The organism is Streptomyces lasalocidi, assembly GCF_005280215.1.
GTDB classification, from domain to species: Bacteria; Actinomycetota; Actinomycetes; order Streptomycetales; family Streptomycetaceae; genus Streptomyces; species Streptomyces longwoodensis.
The window spans coordinates 5883752-5901863 of record NZ_SZNQ01000001.1; the positions used below are offsets into that span (position 1 = coordinate 5883752).

At 73.9% G+C, this 18112-nt stretch carries 20 protein-coding genes; 8 read left to right on the forward strand and 12 right to left on the reverse strand.

What is annotated here, in order from left to right:
• Positions 1–24: 24 nt before the first annotated feature.
• Both E4U91_RS26510 and E4U91_RS26515 read left to right on the forward strand, forming a co-directional pair.
• Positions 25–1158 (forward strand): acyl-CoA dehydrogenase family protein, encoded by a 1134-nt coding sequence (locus E4U91_RS26510; RefSeq protein ID WP_137309145.1) that lies wholly within the window; start codon positions 25–27, stop codon positions 1156–1158.
• Positions 1155–1556: a RidA family protein gene (locus E4U91_RS26515; RefSeq protein WP_137309146.1), complete on the forward strand. Its 402-nt coding sequence runs from the start codon at positions 1155–1157 to the stop codon at positions 1554–1556. The genes E4U91_RS26510 and E4U91_RS26515 overlap by 4 nt, the downstream gene beginning before the upstream one ends.
• Before the next feature lie 22 nt (positions 1557–1578).
• On the opposite strand, the gene E4U91_RS26520 is transcribed toward E4U91_RS26515, so the two are convergent.
• The gene (locus E4U91_RS26520) at positions 1579–1785 is read right to left on the reverse strand and encodes a DUF5999 family protein (RefSeq protein WP_137309147.1); all 207 of its coding nucleotides are present in this window, start codon (positions 1783–1785) and stop codon (positions 1579–1581) included.
• A gap of 260 nt (positions 1786–2045) precedes the next feature.
• On the opposite strand from E4U91_RS26520, the gene E4U91_RS26525 reads away from it, so the two are divergent.
• Positions 2046–2540 carry a DUF6299 family protein gene (locus E4U91_RS26525; protein WP_241678692.1) on the forward strand — a complete coding sequence of 165 codons (495 nt, stop codon included), beginning with the start codon at positions 2046–2048 and terminating at the stop codon, positions 2538–2540.
• Positions 2541–2670: 130 nt separating this feature from the next.
• Here E4U91_RS26525 and E4U91_RS26530 read toward each other — a convergent pair whose 3' ends face one another.
• The 6 genes from E4U91_RS26530 to E4U91_RS26560 all read right to left on the reverse strand — a co-directional run bounded on the left by E4U91_RS26530 (position 2671) and on the right by E4U91_RS26560 (position 11347).
• Positions 2671–3942 (reverse strand): extracellular solute-binding protein, encoded by a 1272-nt coding sequence (locus E4U91_RS26530; RefSeq protein ID WP_137309148.1) that lies wholly within the window; start codon positions 3940–3942, stop codon positions 2671–2673.
• Positions 3939–5057 carry a hypothetical protein gene (locus E4U91_RS26535; protein ID WP_241678693.1) on the reverse strand — a complete coding sequence of 373 codons (1119 nt, stop codon included), beginning with the start codon at positions 5055–5057 and terminating at the stop codon, positions 3939–3941. Before E4U91_RS26535 ends, E4U91_RS26530 begins: the two co-directional genes overlap by 4 nt.
• A complete protein-coding gene (locus E4U91_RS26540; protein ID WP_137309149.1) occupies positions 5054–6442 on the reverse strand; it encodes a hypothetical protein in 1389 nt (462 codons plus the stop codon). Before E4U91_RS26540 ends, E4U91_RS26535 begins: the two co-directional genes overlap by 4 nt.
• 100 nt (positions 6443–6542) lie before the next feature.
• Entirely contained in the window at positions 6543–8858 is a 2316-nt protein-coding gene (locus E4U91_RS26545) for a tetratricopeptide repeat protein (protein ID WP_137309150.1), read from the reverse strand.
• Positions 8859–8985: 127 nt separating this feature from the next.
• Entirely contained in the window at positions 8986–10458 is a 1473-nt protein-coding gene (locus E4U91_RS39090) for a S1 family peptidase (RefSeq protein WP_241678694.1), read from the reverse strand.
• A 184-nt stretch (positions 10459–10642) separates the two neighbouring features.
• A complete protein-coding gene (locus E4U91_RS26560) occupies positions 10643–11347 on the reverse strand; it encodes a lytic polysaccharide monooxygenase auxiliary activity family 9 protein (RefSeq protein ID WP_479681756.1) in 705 nt (234 codons plus the stop codon).
• Positions 11348–11579: 232 nt separating this feature from the next.
• Here E4U91_RS26560 and E4U91_RS26565 point away from each other — a divergent pair, with 232 nt between their 5' ends.
• The gene (locus tag E4U91_RS26565) at positions 11580–12362 is read left to right on the forward strand and encodes a DUF4253 domain-containing protein (protein WP_137309151.1); all 783 of its coding nucleotides are present in this window, start codon (positions 11580–11582) and stop codon (positions 12360–12362) included.
• 34 nt (positions 12363–12396) lie between these two features.
• Here the strand turns inward: E4U91_RS26565 and E4U91_RS26570 are convergent, their stop codons facing one another.
• From E4U91_RS26570 to E4U91_RS26580, 3 genes are all read right to left on the reverse strand, one after another.
• Positions 12397–12909, reverse strand: coding sequence for a hypothetical protein (locus tag E4U91_RS26570; protein ID WP_137309152.1), 513 nt, complete (start codon positions 12907–12909; stop codon positions 12397–12399).
• A gap of 72 nt (positions 12910–12981) precedes the next feature.
• The gene (locus tag E4U91_RS26575) at positions 12982–13179 is read right to left on the reverse strand and encodes a DUF397 domain-containing protein (RefSeq protein ID WP_137309153.1); all 198 of its coding nucleotides are present in this window, start codon (positions 13177–13179) and stop codon (positions 12982–12984) included.
• The gene (locus E4U91_RS26580; RefSeq protein WP_137309154.1) at positions 13176–14042 is read right to left on the reverse strand and encodes a helix-turn-helix domain-containing protein; all 867 of its coding nucleotides are present in this window, start codon (positions 14040–14042) and stop codon (positions 13176–13178) included. The genes E4U91_RS26575 and E4U91_RS26580 overlap by 4 nt, the downstream gene beginning before the upstream one ends.
• Positions 14043–14186: 144 nt before the next feature.
• Between E4U91_RS26580 and E4U91_RS26585 the strand changes: the two genes are divergently transcribed.
• The gene (locus E4U91_RS26585; protein ID WP_137309155.1) at positions 14187–14711 is read left to right on the forward strand and encodes an ATP-binding protein; all 525 of its coding nucleotides are present in this window, start codon (positions 14187–14189) and stop codon (positions 14709–14711) included.
• A 118-nt stretch (positions 14712–14829) separates the two neighbouring features.
• On the opposite strand, the gene E4U91_RS26590 is transcribed toward E4U91_RS26585, so the two are convergent.
• Positions 14830–16359: a helix-turn-helix domain-containing protein gene (locus E4U91_RS26590; RefSeq protein WP_137309156.1), complete on the reverse strand. Its 1530-nt coding sequence runs from the start codon at positions 16357–16359 to the stop codon at positions 14830–14832.
• Between the two features lie 64 nt (positions 16360–16423).
• Positions 16424–16621: a DUF4236 domain-containing protein gene (locus E4U91_RS26595; RefSeq protein ID WP_137309157.1), complete on the reverse strand. Its 198-nt coding sequence runs from the start codon at positions 16619–16621 to the stop codon at positions 16424–16426.
• A gap of 238 nt (positions 16622–16859) precedes the next feature.
• Between E4U91_RS26595 and E4U91_RS26600 the strand changes: the two genes are divergently transcribed.
• From E4U91_RS26600 to E4U91_RS26610, 3 genes are read left to right on the forward strand one after another with little or no spacing between them, the layout of a single operon-like run.
• Complete coding sequence (locus E4U91_RS26600) at positions 16860–17234, forward strand: hypothetical protein (RefSeq protein ID WP_137309158.1); 375 nt, start codon at positions 16860–16862, stop codon at positions 17232–17234.
• Positions 17228–17479 carry a hypothetical protein gene (locus E4U91_RS26605; protein ID WP_137309159.1) on the forward strand — a complete coding sequence of 84 codons (252 nt, stop codon included), beginning with the start codon at positions 17228–17230 and terminating at the stop codon, positions 17477–17479. Before E4U91_RS26600 ends, E4U91_RS26605 begins: the two co-directional genes overlap by 7 nt.
• A 35-nt stretch (positions 17480–17514) precedes the next feature.
• Positions 17515–17748 (forward strand): hypothetical protein, encoded by a 234-nt coding sequence (locus E4U91_RS26610; RefSeq protein WP_137309160.1) that lies wholly within the window; start codon positions 17515–17517, stop codon positions 17746–17748.
• The last annotated feature ends 364 nt before the right edge of the window (positions 17749–18112 follow it).

An 18112-nucleotide genomic window follows, 5' to 3' on the forward strand; every position in this document is an offset into this window, starting at 1 on the left:
AGTGCACGGGAGAGGGGACCGGCGATGCCCGCATTCTCGCTCGAACCGGAACGGACCGCCTGGTGCGCCGAGCTGCGCGCCCTGGCCGCCGACCGGCTGCGCCCGCTCGCCGGGGAGGGCGAGCCCGGCCGGGTCAACCGGCCCCTCGTCGCCGAACTCGGCCGACTCGGCCTGCTCGCCCGGCTGTTCACCTCCGGCGCCCTCGACCTGTGCCTGATGCGCGAGTCCCTGGCCCGGGTCTGCACCGAGTCGGAGACCGCCCTCGCCCTCCAGGGCCTCGGCGCGCACCCGGTGCACGCCCACGGCACCCCCGCCCAGCGGCAGCGCTGGCTGCCCGCGGTGAGCGAGGGCCGCGCGGTCGCCGCCTTCGCGCTCAGCGAGCCCGGCGCCGGCTCGGACGCGGCGGCCCTGACCCTGACGGCCGCGCCCGACGGGTCCGGCGGCTGGCGGCTGACCGGCGAGAAGACCTGGATCTCCAACGCCCCGGAGGCCGACGTCGTCACCGTCTTCGCCCGGACCACACCCGGCGCGGGCGCCCGGGGCGTCACCGCCTTCCTCGTCCCCGCCGGCCGGCCCGGCCTGACCGGCACCCCCCTCGACATGCTCTCCCCGCACCCCATCGGCACCCTCGCCTTCGACGCCGTCCCGGTCACCCCGGACGACGTCCTCGGCGAGGTCGACGCCGGTTTCCGGGTCGCGATGGGCACGCTCAACCTGTTCCGGCCCAGCGTCGGCGCCTTCGCGGTCGGCATGGCCCAGGCGGCCCTGGACGCCACCGTGGAGTGGACCGCGCGCCGCGACGCCTTCGGCGGCAAGCTCAAGGACCTCCAGGGCGTCGCCCACCAGGTCGCCGAGATGGCCCTGCGCACGGAAGCGGCCCGCCTGATGGTGTACGCGGCGGCCACGGCGTACGACAGCAGCGCCCCGGACGTCCCCGGGCGCGCCGCGATGGCCAAACTGCTCGCCACCGAGACCGCGCAGTACGTCGTCGACACCGCCGTCCAGCTGCACGGCGCCCGCGCCCTGCAGCGCGGCCACCTGCTGGAGCACCTGTATCGGGAGGTGCGCGCACCCCGCATCTACGAAGGGGCGAGCGAGGTCCAGCGGGGCATCGTCGCCAAGGAGTTGTACCGGTCCCGCGAGGAGGGCGGCGCATGAGCGTGCAGCGGGTCAACCCGCCGGAGCTGTCCCCGCCGGCCGGCTTCTCCCACGCCGTGGTGGCGACCGGCTCCCGGGTGGTGTTCCTCGCCGGGCAGACCGCGCTCGACGGCGAGGGCCGGGTCGTCGGGGCCACGCTGCCCGAGCAGTTCGGGCGGGCGCTGGCCAACCTGCTGACCGCGCTCGCCGCCGCGGGCGGCACACCGGCCGACCTCGCCCGGGTGACGGTGTACGTCACCGACGTCGCCGCCTACCGCGCCCACGCCGCCGAACTGGGCGGCATCTGGCGCGCGTCGGCCGGGCGCGACTACCCGGCGATGGCCGTGGTCGGGATCGTCCGGCTGTGGGACGAGCAGGCGCTGGTGGAGCTGGACGGCTTCGCGGTCCTCCCTGACTGAGCCGGGCGCGCCTGGCAGGTCGTCAGGCAGCGGTCGCGAGGGCGTCCACCGGGAGCCGGTGCGGGGCGAGCACACGGCCGTCCGGGAGCACCGCGCCGGAGTCGTCGAAGACGATCGTGCCGTCGCACAGCAGGTCCCAGCCCTGCTCGGGGTGCGCGGCGACGACGTGCGCGGCCCGGCTGTCGGCCGGCTGTCCGGTGGTCTGCGTCGGGTTCGGGTGGGAGCACATGGCGCACCTCCGCGTCGAGGGAGTGGGACCGGCCGTGCGGCCCGTCCCGCCTGGACCGACGATGCGCCCGCCGGGACCCGCCCCGCCAGGGGGTGCCGCGAAGCGTGACAGCACCCGGACATCCCCACGACCGTTCGCCGACGCACGTCGCGGACCCGCCACCGAAGGGGTGACGATCACGGCGGTCTGCGCGACCGCCCGGTAACCAGTGGAAGACCTCACTCACCGCACCACCCCGCCCCACCCCCAGGAGGTCATCCGTGTCCCTGCGTCCCCTGCGTCCCCTGCGTGCCCTGCGTCATCTGCGTCCCGTGCTCGGCGCGGCCGCCGGCGCCGCCCTGCTGCTCACGGCCGTCTCCCCCGCCGTCACGGCCTCGGCCGGCGTCCTGGAGTCGGTCACCGTCGACGCGGTCGGCCGGATCGCCCCGGACGGCACCGTCACCCTCTCCGGCACCTACCGCTGCCTCGGCAGCAGCGGCCCCGTCTTCGTCAGCTCCTCCGTCAGCCAGGACGCCGCCCCGCGGACCCGCTACGGCATCGGCGGCACCCGCGCGGTGTGCGACGGCGCCGAGCACACCTGGCAGAACACCGGACGGCCGTCCGACACGATCACCGCGGCCGGTACGAGCAGCCCCCTGAAGGCGGGCGCGGCCCACGTCGAGGCCACGCTGATGGAGCTGCGCCCCCACGGCATCGTGCCGCTGCCCCACATGCACGCGACGCAGCAGCAGGACGTCCTGCTGAGCGCCGTCTGAGCGACGGCCGGCCGGGCCGGGCCCTCGACGGGCCCCGGACCCGGCCGGGGCCGGCTCGCCGCGCCGCCCACCCTCGCGTGAGGCCCGCTCCACCGGCCCCCGCCCGAGGCCCGTCACGCCTCCCTCACGGTCACTCGGTGCTGCACACCGTCCGCGGAGCCGCCCCGCCGCCGGCGGTGTGCGCGGACCGCGCGTCCTGCACCCGCTGCACGTCCTGGAGGAGACCCGCGATGCCCGGGTCCTGACCGGCGGCGACCCGGGCGAGGGTCAGCAGCACCGCCTCGTAGAAGGCGTCCCGTACGGCAGGTGCCATGACGTCCGAGGCGTCCAGGCAGCGGGGGCCCGCACCGAGCCGTCGCGCGATCCCGCGGGCGACCGGGCCGCCCTCGACCGTGACCCGGCGGTTCGCCGAGAAGACCCCCGCCCCCGCCAGTTCGGCCCACCTGCGCTGCCCCTGGGCGGAGGCCAGCCGGCGGATCAGCGCCCGGGCCCGGGGACTGTCGCCGAACAGGGCCGCGAAGTCGCCGGTGACCTCGTGGGCCCGCACCGGGCCGCCCCCGGGCAGCAGCGGAGCGGAGTCCGTCATGCGCGCGCGGTCGGCCTCGTCGCCGTAGAACGAGGGCGCGAAGGAGCCCTGGTGCTCGAGGGTGCACCCACCCCAGGCGTCGAACAGCAGCCCGTTGCCGTCCGGGTCGCCGCGGTGGTCGGTCAGCAGGGCGTGCGCCGCCGCGGCCCTGTCCTGCCGGAGCAGCCCGGCCCACGCGTCCCAGGCCGCGCGCACCGGCGCACTCCGCCACCAGCGCGTGCCGCCGGTGCCCCGCGCCCACTGCTCGTAGACGTGCGGGCCGGCCCGCTGGAGCACGAGGTCCTCGATCCAGTCGGTGCCGGGCCAGCCCGAGGCGCCGTCGTCGCCCATGCCGAGGCACCAGCTGCGCAGGGGAGCCGGCCCCCGGGCCGGTGCCGCGCCCTGCCGGTACCAGACGACGCTCTTCAGGTCCGCCTTGACCGGGACCCAGTACAGGTGGTCCGAGGGCGAGGCGGCCGACATCCAGGGCGCGCCGTACTCCCGCGGGTCGTAGAGGTCGTCCAGCGGCTCCAGCAGGTGCTGGTCGGCGTACTCGGCGAGTTCACCGATGCCCGGCATGATCACGATGTCCGGCGGCTCGCCCGCCTGCACCTTGGCCAGCAGCACCTCCCGCTGGGCGGCGGTGCCCTGGTAGCGGAACGGGATGCCGAAGCCGCGCAGCAGGGTCTCGAACCGGTCCGCCTGCCCGGCCGTCCACGTCCCGAGGACGGTCACCGGCTCCTCCCGGTCGTGCCGCGCCCACAGCGCCACCGTGGAACCGGCGGTGACCAGCAGCATCACCAGGGCGAGGACCAGTACCTTGAACCGCCGGGTCACAACCGCCTCCAGTAGTCCTTGTCGAGCCGCAGGCCCAGCCCCAGCGCGGGCAGCGCGACGGCCAGCAGGCTGCCGGCGAAGGTGGCCCGGTACACCCGGTCGGCCCAGGCGCCGTCGTCCGTGCTCTCCCGGACGTCCTCCGACCGCTCCGTGACGTGCGTCTGCGCATCGGCCGGTTCGGGGCCGCTGCGCCGGGACACCTCGGTGATCTGCCGCAACTCCCCGACCGCCCGGGTGAGTCCGCCCTCGGTCGCGGACACCGTCATCAGCGGCACCACCGCGAGCAGCACGGTGAGCGCGAACGCCGCGAGCAGGTACGCGTTCCAGTCCCGGCCGCAGCGGTCGCGCAGCACGAACAGCGCGGAGAGCAGCGTCAACGCCAGTGCGGCCAGCGCGCATTCGGCGAGCCACCATACGCCGCGCTGCACCCCGCCCATGGCCGCCGTGGCCTCCGCGTGCCGCAACTGCACCCGCTGCAGGGCGTCCAGGCGGGGCACGAGCCCCACGCCCTCGCGGGTGAGCAGGGAGTGGGCCTCCTCGAGCTTCTGCTCCCGCATGAGCGGCTGGTCGCGGTAGAGGGAGGCGCCGAGGGTGAGCGAGTCGGTGTAGGTGGCGAGCAGGCCCTTGACGGTGCCGAGGTCCTGGTCCGTGCGGTCGGCGATCCGGGACAGACCCTGGTCGGCCGCCGAGAGCTGGGACCGGTAGGTCTCGCCCGAGCCCGCGACCCCGATAAGGCCCCCCGCCACCAGGGCGTGCACCTCCTGGTCGGCGCGCAGCGCCGCGAGCCGGGTGGCGGCCAGTCCCTGCACGGCCGGCGCCTCACGGGCCGCGAGCGCGTCGGCGTTGTGCTGGACCTGCCGGCACGACAGGAACAGGGCGCTCGACGCCACGGCCGCGAGCAGCACCAGCACCAGCAGGTGCACCTCCAGCAGCCGCCGGGTCCGCCAGGGGCGCAGGAAGTCGCGCCAGAGGGCGGCGGGGGAGTACGGGTGCCGGCGCACGAGTGTGGCGGGGGAGCGCCGGACCGGGCAGGCGGGGCGTCCAAGGGGGGTGCGATTCCCGCCGCGCCCGCCCCGCTCCAGCCCCCGCTCCCGCTCCCGCCCGGTGGCCGTCACCGTAGGGCCCTCCCGCACGCGATGCAGTAGCGCGCCTCGCTCCCGGCCGGGGTGCCGCAGGCGCCGCAGTGCGGGCCCGGCCGGGCACCGGCGGTGTCGGGCAGGGGCGCGCCGGGACGGGACCCGGCGCGCAGGATCATCGGGCCGAGGGTGCCGGCGTCGACGGCGCGCGCCCGCACCCGCCCCGCGGACGCGTCCTCGATGTCGGCGACCGCGCGGATCTCGTCCAGCACCCAGTCCGTGCCGAACCGGGCCGCCAGCCGGGCGGCCTGCCCCAGGCAGTCCTCGGCGGTGGACGGCCGGTGGTCGCGCAGGGCGGCGAGGCCGCGGCGCAGGGCACCGCGCATCCGGGCGGTGGCGTTGAGCTCGCGCACGCTGTCGGCGCCCGCCGGGACGTGGGGCGGGGACTGCCCGGGCAGGTGCCAGCGGGCGGTGACCGCCGCGTGGAAGTCGCCGATGGAGACCAGGGCGAACAGCAGCTCGGTCTCCAGCGGGTCGGCGCCGGAGTCGGCGACCAGGGTGAGCAGGTAGTCCCGCCGGCCCTGCTCCCACTGGTAGGTCGGGAAGCTCCAGCGGTGCGGCCGGCCGGGCTGGGGCAGACCGCCCAGGCGGTGCGGCCGGGGCGCCTTCTCACTGAGCGAGACCTGGCGCACGCACGGCCGCACGGTCACGTCGATCGGCAGCCGGGGCGTGTGCACCCGGCGCAGGCGCCCGATGGCGTCGGTGATCGCCCGGCCGAGTCCGTCGTCCACGAACTCGGCCGTCCCGTGCAGCCGTTCGGCGAGGGCCAGCAGCGGGTCGGGGGACCAGTCCGTCCCCACGGCGAACACGTCACAGGTGAACTCACCCGCACATTCGTCCAGTTGCTCTTCGAGGCGGCTCTCTCCGGCGGCGCTGCTGCCGTCGGTGATCAGCACCAGGTGCCGTACGGAGGCCGGCCGGCCGGCGAGCAGGGCGTGCGCCCGGGCCACCCAGGCGGCGTACCCGGCGGGGCGCGGCCCGTCCCGGTGCAGCGGCAGCGACCCCGTGACGAAGGCCGCGCGGCGCCGCTCGTCCTGGTCGGCGACCGCCCACTCCTCACCGCCGCGCGGATAGCACCGGACCGGCTCGGGTCCGCCGCCCAGCACGGCGAAGGAGATGCGGTCGGGCAGGGCGCGCAGCGCCGCGGGCAGGGCGTGCCGCACGGCCGCCCGGTTGGCCTCGGCGACGTCCACCGCGAGGACCACGGCGAGCTGGACCGCGGGCAGGTCGGTGGGGGCGCCGTCGGCGGACACGTCGACCCGCAGGTGCGCCTCGATCTTCGCGCTGCGGTGCGGGCGCAGGTCGCGGGCGAGGTCGACGTGGAGTCGGATGCCCGGCTGCGGCGGCCGGGTGAGGCTGCTCATGTCGTACGTCACCGCTCCTTCGCGCCGTCGTCCGGTCGGTCGTCGTCCGTTCCCCGTCGCCGTGCCCCGAGGGGGCCGCGGCAGTCGCCGCGCCGTACGGTCAGAACACGGTCTGGGGCCGTACGGCGTGCATGAGGTCCACCAAGTGGTCGTGCGCGGCGGGCTCTTCCTGGTGGTGGGCCGCCAACCGCGCGTACAGCGACTCCAGTTGTTCGCGCAACGCCCGCTCCGGCGCGCTCAGCCGGCGCAGGGCGCGGGCGTCGAGCCGGCCGCGCCCACCGCCCGGGCCCACGGAGCGGGGACGGTCGCCGAGGTGGTGCACCGCGTCCAGTTTCCACTCGTGGAACTCGGTGCGCAGGCGCAGCGCCTCGTCCTCGGACAGGCTCGGCTCCACGGCGCCCGGTCTGCGCCCCACCAGGCCGGCCAGCTCGGTCAGCGCCGCGTCGACCTCGGCGGGTACGGGCAGCGGGTCGCCGTCGCTGGGCAGCCGGGCGGCGCGGATGCGCAGGGCGGCGATCCGCGCGACGGTGTGGTCCAGCGTGCCCTGCCGGACCCGGCCGAGCACGTCGACGGCCGCCCCGCGGTCACGCGCGCGGAGCGCGAGCCTGGCCAGGCCCAGGGCGGCGCCGCCGTGCGCCGGATTGCGCGCGAACACCGCCTCGTACAGCTCCCGGGCGGTGGGCCCGGCCGCGTCGTCGCCGAGCCGCTCCGCGCAGTAGGCCAGGGCCAGCTTGGGCGCGTACTCGCCGGGGAGTTCGAGGTGGACCCGGGTGAAGTGGGCCTTGGCGTCGGCGACCGGGCGGGGGTCGCCGTCGAGGCCGGCGGCGCGCAGCGCGAGGAGAGCGCGGTGCCACTCCAGCCGCCACCGGCGCACGGCGGACGGCCCGGGGACGGAGTCCGCCGTGTCGAGTTCCTCCTGGGCGCGGTGCAGGTCCTGCCGGGTGTCGCGCCCCAGCAGGACGCGCACGTTGTGCAGGCAGATCTCCACCGACCGCGGCTTCTCGTCCTCCTGCCGCAGGAGCCGGCCGGGGTCGTAGCCGCTGCTCACCTCGAACCGCGCGGCCTGCGGGTCGCCCGGGTACGGCCTCGGCACCGGCAGACAGGCGGCGATCTCGGTGGGGGTGGGGGCGCCGGGGTCCAGGGCCGGCGCCACGGGCGGTTCGTACCGGTCGCGGCGGGGCCGCCGCAGCCAGTGCTCGATGCCCGGCACCGTGCCGAGCCGGGCGCCGAGCAACCGGGTGGACGGCCGGAAGTAGTCGGAGGGCTCGGGCGGGTCGCTCTTGCCGCGCAGCGCCCGGATCTCCCGCAGGGCGCCGCGCAGTTGGCCGAGCATCTCCCGGGCGTCGGTGAAGCGGCGGCCGGGGTCGGTCCGTACGGCGCGGTCCACGACCCGCTCGAAGGAGGCGGCGCCCAGCCCGGGGACCTCGGTGACGGCCCAGCGGGCGAGTTCGCGCAGGGTGACGCCGACGGTGTGCAGGTCGTGGGCGACGGTGGGCACGGCCGTCGTGCCGGTCTCGGGCGCCATGTAGTCGGGCGTCACGTGCGCGGGCGGCTGGGTCTGGCCCTGCTCGCGCATGCCGCCGAGGTCGATGACCTTGACGCCGTCCCGGTGGTGCACGACGTTGGACGGCTTCATGTCCCCGTAGACGAAGACCCGTTCGCCGTCGGCGTGCAGGTGGACGAACGCTTCGAGGATCTGGCAGCCGTACGTCGCGACGTGCTCGATGTCGAGGACGGCCTCGCCGCGCCGGACCTCCTCCACGACCGCCGCGAGGGTGCCGTCGCCGACGTCGTCCATGACGATGTACCCGCCGGTGACCTGGCCGCTGTCGTCGCCGCGGGCGACGAAGTCGCGTATCTGGACGATGCGGGGGTGACGGATGGCGACGAGGTTGCGGCGCTCCACGTCGGCGAGCCGCACGCCGTCGTGCTCGTACCGGTTGAGCAGCCCCTTCACGGCGACGACGTCCCCGAGGTGGGTGTCCTCGGCGAGGTAGACCCAGCCCTGGCCGCCGTGCGCGATGGGTCCCATGATCCGGTACTGGTCGCGCAGTAGGTCCCCCTCGGCGAGCTCGGGCCGGTACGAGTAGCGCTCGCCGCAGGCCGGGCAGAAGCCCCTGCTCGGCACCGGGCCCTCGGTGTAGGGCGGGGCGAAGGTGATGCCGCAGTCGGCGGACGAGCAGCTCATGCGGACGCGCAGCGGTGCCTCGGGACGGACGAGGCGTTCCGCGGCGGGACGCGGCTCCCGCTCGGGCAGCGCGAGCAGGGCGCGCGGGCCGTGCTCCCGCGGGTCGGCGGGCAGGGCGGGCAGCCCGGGCCCGTCCTGCGCGCGGCCGCACACCGCGCAGTGGCCGCTGGCCAGCACGGTCCCGCCGCAGGGTGCCCCGCTGAAGCGGCGGTGCGGACAGGTCGTCATCCTGGCGTGCCCCTTCCTGCCGTCGGCCCCCACCTGTTGCGTGGTCCGCACGGTCGTCCTCCTCCCCGGCCGGGCGGTGCGGGGGCGCCGGCGCCGTGGCGGACGGCGGAGCGCCGGCTCGGCGGCATCAACGGCCCCCGTGGCGGGCGAGGTCGGCGCGCAGCGCCCTGATCAGGGCGCGCAGCCGGGCGAGTTGCCGGTGCGGGTCCCGCTCCTCGTCGATGCGCCGGCGGGTGACCCGGTGCCGCTCGGCGGTCTCGGCCACCGGGCCCAACGAGGCGCTGTCGACGACGTCGAGGCGGACCGACCGGCTCAGCTCCACGCGCTGGAGACGGTCGAGCAGCGCGTCCGCCTGGCGCAGGAGCGCGGGCCGCAGGAGCCGGTCGCAGGCCTCGTCCCAGCCCGGCCCGCCCTCCCGGCGGAAGACGAGCAGCAGCCGGAAACCGACGGTCCGCAGCCGCTCCAGCACGTCGATCAGGGTGCCCGGCCGCGGCTCCTCGTCGAGGCCGTCGACGAGGAGGGTGACGGGATGGGCGGGCGGGTGACCGGCTGCCGGGGCGGGCCCAGCGGGTGCGTGACCGGCCGCCGGAGCGGTCCGACCGGCTGGGTGCGGGCGACCGGCCGCCGGAGCGGCCCGACCGGCTGGGTGCGGGCGACCGGCCGCCGGAGCGGCCCGACCGGCTGGGTGCGTGTGACCGCCCGCCGGAGCGGGCCGGGGCCCGGCGCCGCGCAGCCAGTCGTAGTACGCCAGGTACGCGCCGGCCGGGAAGGCGATCCGGCCCAGGGCGTGGTCGATGAGGTCCGGTGTGCGGGCGCCGCCGCGGTGGACGACGTCGGCCCGGTGCGTCAGGTGGCGCAGCGAGCGCTCCTTGCCGCCGCCCGGGGGCACCACGGTGATCTTCACCGGGTCCTCGTCCGGGTGGTCGAACCACCGGGTCACCCGTGCCTCGAAGCCCCGGTCCCAGGCCTCGGGCGCGCTCAACTCCGCGACGTGCGGCGACAGTCGGGCGATGCGGTCGACGGGGATCAGGTAGGAGAAGGCGAGCCGGTTGTCCTCGGGGAGGAAGGCGCCGAGGTCACCGCGCCAGCTGACGACGAGCCCGACGACCCGGACCGGCCGGTCCTCCCGCGGCCGGGTGCACACGGCGGCGCCGCTGAAGCCCTCGCGCACCACGTCCGCCCTGGTGACGGCGTCGAGCTGCACCAACTCACCGCTGGCGCCGCCGATGCGCCCCCACAGGCTCATCCCGTCGTCGAAGCCGTCCGCGTAGCCGGTCGCGTACACCTCCATGCCGCCCCACACCCCGGGATCCAGCGGGGCGGGGCGCGCCTGGGGCCGCGGGCTCTCCAGCCGCAGTACGGCGACGTCCTCACCGTCGTCCCGTTCCGGCAGCCAGCCGCCCGCCATGACGCGTGCGCGGACCGGAGGGAGCGTGCTGTTCTCGGCGAACTCCACCCACAGGACGGCGTCCGGGCGACCCACCACGTGCGCACAGGTCAGCGCCGTGCACTGGTCGACGAGCACACCGGCACCGCAGACCGGACCGTGCGCGTCCTCGCGCCGCAGCCGGAGCCTCCAGTCCGCACGTAACTCCCCCATGTCATCTCACACTACGGGCACAGCGGGGTGCGTCCCTAGAGTCGGGAGCGGGCTGCTTCGAGTGGCCGAAGTGGCCCGGGCGGCGCGGCGACACCAGGAAGGCCGCCCGGGAGGCGGTGGCGTGTCGACCACCTCCCGGACGGCCCGCGGGGCCCGGATCGGCGTGGGGGGACCGACCCGGAACTCAGGTGAAGTTGACGTCGCTGCAGAGGAAGTACGTCTGGTCCATGTGCGAGGCCTGCCAGATCGTGTAGACGACGTGGCGGCCGCTCAGGCCGGAGGTGCTCACGTCGATCAGGTAGTTCTGGCTGGGGGCGTAGCGGCCGGTGCGGGTGACCAGTTGGAGGTCCTTCCAGGTCAGTGGCTGGGTGGCGGGGTCGAAGCCCTGCCGGGTGACGTAGACCAGGAAGTAGTCGGCGCCGTGGCTGGCCTGGTCGTAGAGGTGGATGGTGAAGTTGCGGGCGACGTCCGTGGTCTTCCAGGGACCCACGGCGTCCAGCGCGTTGTACCGGCCGCTCTCGGTCCGGCCGCCGCTGCACAACTGGCCGTCGGGCACGACCGCCTGGAAGTTGCCGGCGGAACCGTTGCGGTACAGGCCGTTCCAGTTCCACATGGCGTTGGGGTTGGCCTGCCAGGCCTGCCAGCACATGGGGTCCTGCTGCTGCATCGCCGGGTTCTGGAAGTCGTTGCCCCAGCGCAGCCAGCAGCCGTAGTTGCGGGACGCGGGATCGACGACGGAACCGTGGGCGGACGCGGTACCGCTCCACGGGATCATGCAGAGCAGCGCGGCGAGGAGCCCGCTGAGCAGCAGACTCAGCCTTGGCCGGGCGAGCCGCGCCGGGGCGAGGGCGCGGGAGATGGCGCGAGCATGACAGCGGGGGATGCGCATGGTCTCCTTCTTTCCGCGATCGGGGGATGGGGGGCCCGGCAAATGGGAGCGCTCCCATCGGCGAGCCACTGTCCGCCAATGTGCGCCTCCCGCCACGGCGCCGCAACACGGAATTGCGCCAGTTCCGGTTCTGCGGCGGCGAAGCCGGGGTCCTGCCCTTCGTGGCACCCCACCGTTCGGCACGGGGGCAGCGGCCGGCCGCGTTGTCGGAGGCACCTTCTACAGTGCGGCCATGACTCTTGCGCTGCCTGAGGGGTTGCCTCCCGGCCGGTGCCTGCCCTGCGGCCCGGTGCAGGTGTGGGCCTCCGACGAGTTCCCCGACGACATCGAGGAGTTGTGGCTTCGCCTGCTCGGGGAGCAGGACACGACCGGACTGGTTCCGCTCCTGTGGCCGGGTACTCCCAAGGGGCCGTCGCCCCTGCAACGGGTTGACGCCACGTCCTTGGAGGACGTACTCGCGGCGGGCTTCGCCGAGTACCGGCGGAGCCGCCTGCCACTCTGGACCGGCCCGACGCCGGCCGCGCTTCCCGAAGGAGTCGAGCCCTGGCCGCACGACCCCGGGCCGCCCTTCGACCGGTGGCCGGGTCTGGCACAGCCGATGCCCGTGACGTCCGCTGACCCGACGCCCCAGGAAGCTTCGGCACGGACGCTCGCCCGGCTCATCGACGAGGGCTGGTTCGGGCTGGACGGGTGCCGCCTGTTGCTCGTCCCCGCCGCGCGCAGCAGCGACGCCGTGGCGTTGCTCGGCTTGGACATGGATGCACCACTGCCCTTGGTCTGCGCCCTGTTGCGGAGCTGGGAGGAACGGTACGGCGCTCGGGCGATGGGAGTGATCGGACGCGAGCTGCACGTCTCAGTGGCACGTCCGCCGGTCGAAGCGTCGCAGACGGAGCTGCTCGCCCTGGAGCACGTGCTGTCGACCGCGGACAACATCGTCGATGACCCGCCCACACCGTTCCCCGAGTACGCGGCGCGCCTCGCAGGGCGGACCCACTGGTGGTTCTGGTGGGACTAGGGTGCACAGCGTAGTGGCCATTCGATGATGGACCCTAGTCCCGGATTCCCAGGTCCTCCCTCATCAGGGTCCGCATCGCCACCAGCCGGGGCTCCGCCTGCCTCACCTCGACGAGCAGGCGCTCCGCACTCTCGCCGTCCCGCGCGAGGCCGCGGTCGATGCGCTTGGCCGCCGCGTCGACCTCGGCGAGCACCTTGTTGAGTTCTCGCGAGGCCTCCATGATCCGCAAGGGGACGATCATCTGGGCCGCCGCGTAGCGATCGCGGTACTCCCTGCGGGAATCCTCAAGACGGGTGCGGTCCTCCTCGGCATAGACGCCGTCCCGAATGCGGTGCAGGGCGTCCTTGAGGAGCGTGTGGAACTGCTCGGAGGCACGGTTCACGGCCGTGTACGCCTCTCGCCGTTCCTCGAAGGACCGTCTCCGGTCAGCGAGTTCGGCCTCCGCGGCGCGTTCGCGGGCGTTGAAGCGTTGCGGAAGTACCGCGCCGAGCAGCGCGCCACCGAGGCCGGCCGCCGCAGTGATCGCGGTCGCTATCGCGTCTGACATGCCCGGACCCTATGCCACCCGCACCGTTCCTTGAGTGAACGCGGGGACTCACGCTTGACGTTCGAACGTCCGTCACGCCTCGCCGAGGAACCCGGCCCACGCCTCACGTGACACGCGGATGACGGGCCCGGCGGCGGTCTTGGAGTCCCGGACGTGCACGACTGTCATGTCGGCCGCGACCTCGACGCACTGGCCGCCCTCGGCTCCGCTGTAGCTGCTCTTGAACCAGGCGAGGTCGGAGGCTTCGGCTGAGGACTCGGGGCTCTTCATAGCGATCTCAGCAACCTTTCCACGAAGTCGAGCGACTCTCGCGAGGGGAGAGCCTGCGATCGGATGATCCCATAGCGGGCGGCGGCGAGGGTCGTCTGCTCCGGCTCGGTTTGAAGGGCGCTCGTTCCTTGGACTTCGGTGTAGACGAACCTCATTCCGTCCTTGCGTGTGATGACCGTGAACGCACCGTCCACGCCGGCGTTGTACTCGCGATCCGTTGGCATGACTTGCAGCTCGACGTTCTGCTTCTCGCCGATCAGAAGCAGATGTTCCAACTGACCCCTATGCACGGCCTTCCCTCCCCAAGGGTGTCGCAGAGCCGCTTCTTCGATCACGAAGCTCAGGAGCGGCGCGGGCCAGCGGTCGAAGATGTCCTGCCGGGCCAACCGGGCCGCCACGCGCTGCTCGACGGTTTCCTGGTCCAGGACCGGGCGCCGCATGTGGAGCACCGCCCGCGTGTAGTCCTCGGTCTGCAGCAGACCGTTGAGTACGTGGGTGTCGTAAGCGAGCAGCTCCAGAGCCTCCTTCTCCAGGGTCGCCATCCCCTGGAAGAACACCGGATACTGAGCCCGTTCCACCTGCTCCTTCCACACGGTCAGCAACCCGCCCGCATCCAGGACCTCGTCCGCCCGCTCGATGGTCCGGGGCGACGGGATCCGCCGCCCCTGCTCGTACGACGCGACCGTGGACGCCGAGTAGCCGATCCGCCGCCCGAACTCCTCGCGCTCCAGGCCCGCCCGCACCCGCAACGTCTTCAAGGTCTGCCCGAACGCGATGACCACGGCCTGGCCGGACGTGTCCGCCGCCTGCCCCGCATCGTCCGCCACCACGGTCCCGGCCCCCTCATCCGCACCCTCGGTCATCACCACCGCCTCCCTGGCCCAACGCCGCCCCGGCGGCCTCGTCACGCCGCGTGCCGCGTACCCGCACCGCCTCGACGCGTACAACGGCCCGCGTCGGTGCGTCACCACTGGTGACGCTACGCGACCGCGGACACCGTTGTCGGCATGACGAGCCAACTCCCCAGCCCCGTCAGCGCCCATCAACCCGGTCGCTGCGACGACGACTTGGACCGGACCTTCGAGATGCGCTTCACCTCCACCCCGCGCGGTGCCCGTCTCGCCCGCCGACTGGCCGCGCACCGGCTGGACACCTGGGGCATCCCGTACGGCACCGGCCGGCACGAGGAGATCGTGCTGGTCCTCGGCGAGCTGACCGCCAACGCCGTACGACACGGCCACGTCCCCGGTCGGGACTTCCACCTGCTGCTGCACATGAGCGCACCCACCCGCACGGTCAGGGTCGAGGTCACCGACACCCGCCCCGAGCGCACGCCACCCCGACCGGAAGTGCTGCGCGTCCCCGGCTGCGAGGACACCGGCGGCCGAGGGCTGGTCCTGGTCGGGGCGTTGGCCACCCGGTGGGGCTGGTACCCCCGCCCAGAAGGCCCCGGCAAGACCGTCTGGGCGGAATGCGTGGGCGTCGTGCTGGACGCGGGAGACCGGCCCGCCGGTTCCGAAGCGGTGACGTAGGTGCCGTGCCGGGCCGGCGGTGTTGGGCAGGCCACGGCCCGCCGGCGGTGGCGAAGGCCTGTGCCGGCGGGCCGCGGAACAGCGCGTCAGAGGTGTCGTGCCACCTCTCCCGGACCCCTCAGATGTCCCGGAAGATCTCGATCTGCGCCCCGATCGAGTTCAGGCGCTCGGCGAGGTCCTCGTAACCGCGGTTGATGACGTAGACGTTGCGCAGCACCGACGTGCCCTCCGCCGCCATCATCGCGAGCAGGACGACCACCGCGGGGCGCAGGGCCGGCGGGCACATCATCTCGGCGGCGCGCCAGCGGGTCGGGCCCTCGACCAGCACCCGGTGCGGGTCGAGGAGTTGGAGCCGGCCGCCGAGGCGGTTGAGGTCGGTCAGGTAGATCGCGCGGTTGTCGTAGACCCAGTCGTGGATGAGGGTCTGGCCCTGCGCCGTGGCCGCGATGGCCGCGAAGAAGGGGACGTTGTCGATGTTCAGGCCGGGGAAGGGCATCGGGTGGATCTTGTCGATCGGCGCCTCCAGCTTGGAGGGGCGGACCGTCAGGTCGACCAGGCGGGTACGGCCGTTGTCGGCGACGTACTCGGGGGTGCGGTCGTGGTCGAGGCCCATCTCCTCCAGCACCGCGAGCTCGATCTCCAGGAACTCGATCGGCACCCGGCGCACCGTCAGCTCCGACTCGGTCACGACCGCGGCGGCCACCAGGCTCATCGCCTCGACCGGGTCCTCGGAGGGGGAGTAGTCGACGTCGACGTCGATGTGCGGCACGCCGTGCACGGTGAGCGTGGTCGTGCCGATGCCCTCGACCTTGACGCCCAGCGCCTCCAGGAAGAAGCACAGGTCCTGGACCATGTAGTTGGAGGAGGCGTTGCGGATGACGGTCACGCCGTCGTGGCGGGCCGCGGCGAGCAGCGCGTTCTCGGTGACGGTGTCCCCGCGCTCGGTCAGCACGATCGGGCGGTCCGGGCGGACGGAGCGGTCGACGACGGCGTGGTACTGGCCCTCGGTCGCCGCCACCTCCAGGCCGAACCGGCGCAGCGCGATCATGTGCGGTTCGATGGTCCTCGTGCCCAGGTCGCAGCCGCCGGCGTAGGGGAGCATGAAGCGCTCCATGCGGTGCAGCAGCGGGCCGAGGAACATGATGATGGACCGGGTGCGCACGGCGGCCTCGGCGTCGATGGCCGCCAGGTTCAGGTCGGCCGGCGGCGCGATCTCCAGGTCCACGCCGTCGTTGATCCAACGGGTGCGCACCCCGATGGAGTTGAGGACCTCCAGCAGGCGGTAGACCTCCTCGATGCGCGCCACCCGGCGCAGCACCGTGCGCCCGGTGTTCAGCAAGGACGCGCACAGCAGGGCCACGCAGGCGTTCTTGCTGGTCTTGACGTCGATGGCGCCGGACAGCCGGCGCCCACCGACCACGCGCAGGTGCATCGGACCGGCGTAGCCCAGTGAGACGATCTCGCTGTCGAGGGCCTCACCGATTCGGGCGATCATCTCAAGGCTGATGTTCTGGTTGCCGCGCTCGATGCGGTTGACGGCGCTCTGGCTGGTGCCGAGCGCCTCGGCGAGCTGCGTCTGCGTCCAGCCCCGGTGCTGACGGGCGTCACGGATGAGCTTGCCGATGCGTACGAGGTAATCGTCTGACATGAGGTTGAGGCTATCTCAGATATGAGATGGCGCCTCTTGGGGGGTCCGTTCGGGTGACGGGATGTCAGTGCCCGCCGCCCTTGTGCGTCTTCCGCCACCCGAAAGGTCCGGGCAAATCCATCGATGTCGTACGACGTCCGGTGCTGCTGTGGGTGTGCCGGGGCCCGTTCTTGCCGCCGGTGGTGATGGACCACGAGCGCTTGTTGATGTTCAGGCGCACCCCGGGGAGGATCTGGAAGCTCTTGCGGAAGGTGAGGGGCATCACGCCTCCCTTTCAGTCCGGTTCGGTTCGTTGGACTGCGATTACCCCGGCTTCCCGACTTGAGACGCCCCGCCTCCCGCCCCCTCGGCTCCGCGCTGTCCGGTGCACGAACTGGCGCGTCGCAGTGCACGCGTTGGTGCCTTCGGCGTCCCGCCCTTGCCTACGGTGACGAACGACCTTTCCCGCCGCCGCGGAACGCTCCGGCGGCCTCACGTCACGACCTCAGGGGGAACCACTCATGCGTCGTCGCAGTCTCGGCATCCTCGCCGCGGCAGGTGCACTCGCCGCGTCCGTCGGGGTCTCCGCCCCGGCCTCGGCCGACGTCTCCCACCCCACCTGTCCCAGGGGGGCCTTCTGTGCCTACTCCTCGACCTTCGAGGAGGGCCGCCTGCTCCTCGCGACCCAGGGCAACTGGTCCGGCACCCTCACCAACGTCCAGTCCACCTTCAACAACGGCTACCCCGACCCCGGCGCCGACCACGTCCAGCTGGGCTACACGGCGGGCGGCGTCAGCTACTCCACCTGCATCCACTACGCCCCCGGCGGCGGCCAGTACGCACACCAGTGGAACAACATCACCATCAAGTCCGTGAGGTGGCGCGGCGAGTGCTGACGCGGCTCGCCATCAACGGCACCCACCGCCCGTCCATCACCGTCCGAGGAGCCCGGATGCGCCTGCGCAAGCGCGCGACTGTCGTCGTAGTCCTGAGCAGTGCGGTCCTCACCGCTCTCGCTCCCCTGGCCGCCCCGATGCCCTGGGAGACCAGCAGGACGCCTGCGCCCACCCATCACGTCCCGCCCCGAGCTGCCGACGGCGGCCCGGCCACCACGCTGTGCGCGCCCCCCTGCTACCAGTAGGGGCCGAGCACCCGTCCACCCACAGGGGGATCTACATGCGCATTCCCAGGGCCGCCGCCGGTGCGGCCGCCGTACTCGTGCTGGCCGGTGGGGGCGTCCTCATGGGCGCCGCCGGGGCCCAGGCCGCGCCGACGGCCTGCCACACGGTGATCAGGGTCGTTCCGGTCACCGTCGTCGTACCCCAGCAGGTGTACGAGAACGGTCACTGGGTCACCAAGTACGTCACCATGACGAGGTACGAGACGATCTCGACGGTCGTGTGCGACTAGGGCCTGTCGTTTGGATCATTCCGGCGTCGCGGGGTCCGGCACGCGCATCTGCGGCGTTGTCGTCGGTTGGCGACGCTCCGCGTCGCCGCCCTCCTCCGCCTTGCAGCTGCCCGCACCAGACCCCGCTCGGGTCGGCGACAAGGCGCCGTGGGCCGGGCCGGACTGATCCAGACGACAGGCCCTAGCACTCGTCCGGAACCACCCCCATACCCACGCCCCGCAGCAGCCAGGACCGCTGCGGGGCGTCGGCGTGAAGTTGCCTGCCGGCGCCCGGGCGCGCCCGGTCGCCGCCGTTGCGACCCGTCGGCCGGACGGCACGCAGCCGCTCATCGGCGCCCACCCCCGCCCGCGCATGACCTTCCCG